Source organism: Thermomonas sp. (assembly GCF_025993755.1).
In the GTDB taxonomy this organism is placed as follows: Bacteria; Pseudomonadota; Gammaproteobacteria; order Xanthomonadales; family Xanthomonadaceae; genus Thermomonas.
In genome coordinates this window covers 1-4,148 of sequence record NZ_JAMQHN010000148.1, presented here as the reverse complement: position 1 = coordinate 4,148, position 4,148 = coordinate 1, and the positions used below count along the sequence as shown (strand labels likewise).

The 4,148-nt window shown below is 68.3% G+C and carries 4 protein-coding genes; all 4 read right to left on the bottom strand.

Going from position 1 to position 4,148, the window contains the following annotated elements; translation table 11 throughout:
- Nucleotides 1–11: 11 nt before the first annotated feature.
- A complete protein-coding gene (locus tag Q0X16_RS10600) occupies nucleotides 12–161 on the bottom strand; it encodes a hypothetical protein (RefSeq protein ID WP_297834001.1) in 150 nt (49 codons plus the stop codon).
- Nucleotides 161–1,306 (bottom strand): acyltransferase, encoded by a 1,146-nt coding sequence (locus tag Q0X16_RS10595; protein WP_297833998.1) that lies wholly within the window; start codon nucleotides 1,304–1,306, stop codon nucleotides 161–163. The genes Q0X16_RS10600 and Q0X16_RS10595 overlap by 1 nt, the downstream gene beginning before the upstream one ends.
- Complete coding sequence (locus Q0X16_RS10590) at nucleotides 1,303–2,418, bottom strand: glycosyltransferase (protein ID WP_297833995.1); 1,116 nt, start codon at nucleotides 2,416–2,418, stop codon at nucleotides 1,303–1,305. The genes Q0X16_RS10595 and Q0X16_RS10590 overlap by 4 nt, the downstream gene beginning before the upstream one ends.
- The coding region (locus Q0X16_RS10585; RefSeq protein ID WP_297833992.1) for an acyltransferase family protein at nucleotides 2,415–4,148 on the bottom strand (1,734 nt) is incomplete at its 5' end. The genes Q0X16_RS10590 and Q0X16_RS10585, both read right to left, overlap by 4 nt.

Genomic DNA, 4,148 nt, shown 5'->3' with positions numbered 1-4,148 from the left:
TGACGTCTGCATTACGAGGCGTTCGGGCGGCTGGACAGCACAACATCCGACCTCGCTTCCTGCAGGCCGACGTTCATCGCCTGCGGAATGCTCGGCTCGGTCAGCCGCAGCCACGGAACCTGATGCTGGATCGGGTGGGTGGTGACCATGACCACGCGCATCAGGCGGTTTCCTTTCCGAACGAGAAGGCATCGGCCAGTCGGTTGCGGCCAGGGCGCCAGACCATGAACGGCCGTTCGATCAACAGGTACGGCAGCGCGCAGGCCGCCAGCACCAGCGGCAGGCCGACCACCGCCATCAACGCCATCGCCAGATCGGGATCGCCGGGCCAGCCCACCGTTGCGCGCAATCCCCGACCGACCATCGAGACCACGAAGAAGTGATAGAGATAGATCGAATAACACATCGCGCCGATGCAGTGGATCGGCCACCATCCCAGCGCGCGCCGCAGCAACGGGCCGCGCAGCCCGGCGAACACGAACAGCGCCACAAGTGCCGGCAGCAGCGCATCGAACCGGCGCCCGTCGAGCAGTACCCACAGCACGGCCAGCCCGGTTCCCACACCGAACAGATCGTGCCAGCCGGTGCCGGAGGCGCGCGGCCAGCGCGTCTCGCAGGTCGCCACCCAGACACCGGCAAGGAAAAACCCGAAATATCGAAGCACCGAGAGTACCGCGGCGTGCGGCATCCGATCCCCGAGCGCGAACGCCACACCACCTGCAGCGATCACGATCCACAGCCCTGGATGACGCCATCGCGCCGGGAGACGCACGACCAGCAGCAACAGCAGCGGCGCCAGCAGGTAGAACTGCCATTCGACTTCAAGCGACCACGCCACGCCGTTCACCAGGCTGTGCGTGCCGTAGATCAGGCCGTGCAGATACGCCAGGCTCGCCAGCAGATGCGGGAACAGCTCGACAGCGATCAGCCCCAGCACAGCGACCTTGAGCGTGAACACCAGCAACAGATTGATGAAATACGGCGGTTCCAAGCGCGTCAAGCGGCGCAGGAAATAACGCCGCAAGGTCGGTGGTTTCGGCCCGAGGAACGGCACCGCGATGATGTAGCCGCTGAGCGAGAAGAACAGCGGCACCCCGAAGGCTCCCTGCGCCAACAGCCGATGCAGGAACGTTCCCGGATGCGGCTGCCCGATCGCATCCGCGACGTAGCCCTGCATGTGGTAGAGGATCACCGCGCAAATCGCCACGCAGCGCAGCCCGTCGATCTGCGGGACGAAATCCTGCGCCGGTCGTGGCCGCGCCAGATGGCGCAGCGACCACTCGCGCGCGCGGCCCCAGGCGCTCACCCGCCCGCTCCTTGCACAGCGAAGCGGTCCAGCAGTGCCGTCAGTGGCTCCGAACAAGCCGACCAGTGGAAGCGCCCGGCATTGCGGCGCGCCGCTTCCGAGTACCGCAACCACGCCACGTCGTCATCCAGCAGCGTCGCCAGTGCGCTTGCGGCGGCGGCCGGATCGTCCTGCGGCACGACCATGCCGCCTGGACCGGCGATTTCCGGCGCGGCGGTGCCTTCGGCCACCACGGTCGGGGTGCCGGCCACCTGCGCTTCGATCGCCGGAATCCCGAACGACTCGCAGCGGCTGAGCAGGCAGAACGCGCGCGCCCGCCGGTAGCTGGCGCGCAGGGTCGCATCATCGACATGGCCGGCAATGTCGACCCGTGCAAACAGGCCATGCTGCCCGATCCGCGCCTCGATCCGCTGTCGATAGGCGGAATCCGGCCAGCCCCCGATCAGGGTCAGGCGCAAACGGGGACGATCCCCGGCCAGCAGCGCGAACGCATCGACCAGCACTTCGATCGCCTTGTGCCCGGCCATGGCCGACACCGCGAGGATTTCCTGCGCGCGGGATTGCGGGTCGCCATCCGGTTCCTGCGCGTACAGGGCTTCATCCACGCCCTGCAGGGCAACGATCGAAGGACGCGACGACGGGCCAAGCTGCTGGGCGTAGAGGTCCTGCATGTAGGCCGAATTGAACGCCATCCGCCACGCATGCCGCTGCGCGCGCGCAAACTCCCGGCGCTGCAAACGCAGCCGCAATCCCCGCGCGGTCGGCATCAGCGGCAGGGGATTCTGGGCCAGCACGATCTGCGGCAGCGAGCAGCCGGGGCTGAGCATGCCTGCGGGCGAGAACACCAGGTCCACGTTCCGCGAACGCGCCAGCCGGTCGAAATGCAGCGCTCCCCAGCCGGCGCGCTGCCACCAGGCGGCGCCGATGCCCGCCTGCAGGTGCGCGACGCCCTCAGGCAGGTCCTGCGCCAACGCCGCGTTGCCACGATGGGTCAGGAAGCTGAAGCGCCACGCCTGCGAACGCGCCGCGTGCAGTTCCCGCAGGTGCCCCAGCAGCACATGCCGCCCGGACAGGTTGTTGACCGACAGTGCATCGACCAGCAGATGTTTCAACGCGCCGCCCCTGCGGTCGCGGCAGCAGGCAGCGCAGCGCCGGCCAGCGCATGTGCAAGCGGCGCCGACAGGCGCATGGCACCGGCCTCGCTGAGGTGGTGCCGGTCGGAATAGAGCACGGCACCGTCGGCCACGCCGGGACAGCGGGAACCAGCGCAGAGCGCCGTGAAGGGATCCAGCAAGGTGCTGCCCAGAGCGCTGCCTACTGCGGATCGGAGCAAGGCCAACGATGCACTCCGTTGCGCTTCAGCCGCGGCGCGATCCATGTCGCAGGCCGACTCCGGACGGCGCGCAAGGCAGGCGGGCACGTCATGGGCAAAATCAACGCCGGGGGCCATCACCACCACCCGCAACCCCATGGCATGCAACTTGCCCAACGTCGCTTTCAGCCCGGCCAATGCTGCGGCACGCGCCGATTCGCTGCTCAAATACGCAGGCCAATGCGCTTCCATGACCACTATCTGTAACCCGTGCCTGCTAGATTGCAGCGCCTCCGCCAGCACGTCGGCGTTGAACTGCTCGCAGCTCGTGAAATGGCCGCTGCCACGCGGAAAGTCGATGCCGACCATCGCCGGCGAAAACCCTGGAACCGGCGGGCACTCCGGCATGAAGCGGATGCGCATGGACTGTCCATGCCGCTTGGCGTAGGCGGCAACCGCCGGAGCCAGCGCGTCGGCATGGGAATCCCCCCACAGCAGGATGTCCGCATCCGCTGGCGTGCATCCTTCGCGACGCAGCAGCGCGTGCGCATAGGGTCGCTCCTGCGCGCAGCCGGAGAGCGACTTGCGCATGTGGCGCAGCGCCTCTTGCAGCGAGACATCCCCACTGTCACTCCGCCAGCCCACCCGCGCCCACACGCCCAATCCACCGGCCAGCACCATCACCGCAAGGCAACCCAGCGCGCCCACCGCAAACGCCCGCTTGCGCGTGGCCATCAGCGGGTACTGCCGGTGCCGGATCGGATTCTCGACATAACGATACGTCAACCACGCCAGCACGAACGCCAGCGCGCAAATCGCCGCGGTCCCCCACGGGCCGATCTCTCCCAGCGTGTCCAGTCGCGCAATGACCAGCAGCGGCCAGTGCCACAGGTACAGCGAATACGACAGCAGCCCGACCAGCACCATCGGCCGCAGCGACAGCAACCGCGTACACCCGCCGCGCTCGGCGTGCTCGCCGCCGAGGATCACCATGGCCGCGCCCAGCGCCGGGATGCCCGCGCGCCAGCCGGGAAACGGCGTCGCGCTTTCCGAGAAGGTCGCGCAGGCCCACAGGATCATCGCCAGACCCAGCCACGCCAGCGGCTGCGCCAGCGGCAGCGGCGCGCTGCGCCTGCGGATCAGGAAGAACGCCAGCCCGCCGATCGCGAACTCCCAGGCCCGCGTCGGCGAGCCGAAGAACGCGAACTCCGGATGCGTCCCGGTTGTGACGATCGACAACGCCAGCGATCCGATCCCCACCAGCGCCAGCACCCACGCCGCCGCACGCGCCGGATCGAACCGTCTGCGCACCGCCCAGCGCGACGCCAGCAACAACAGCGTCGGCCAGACCAGATAGAACTGTTCCTCGACCGACAGCGACCAGGTGTGCAGCAGCGGCTGCGCCGCCGCCGGCGCATCGAAATACCCGCCGGTGGCATGCGCGAACCAGACGTTCGAGCCCAGCAGCAGGGTCGCGATGGCCGATTTCGCCAACCCTTGCTGTTCGCCCCCGATCGGCACCAGATACAC

Bases quoted from the DNA above. Each gene is read 5' to 3' on its own strand.
- Q0X16_RS10600 (WP_297834001.1), bottom strand. From the start codon at position 161: ATGCGCGTGGTCATGGTCACCACCCACCCGATCCAGCATCAGGTTCCG.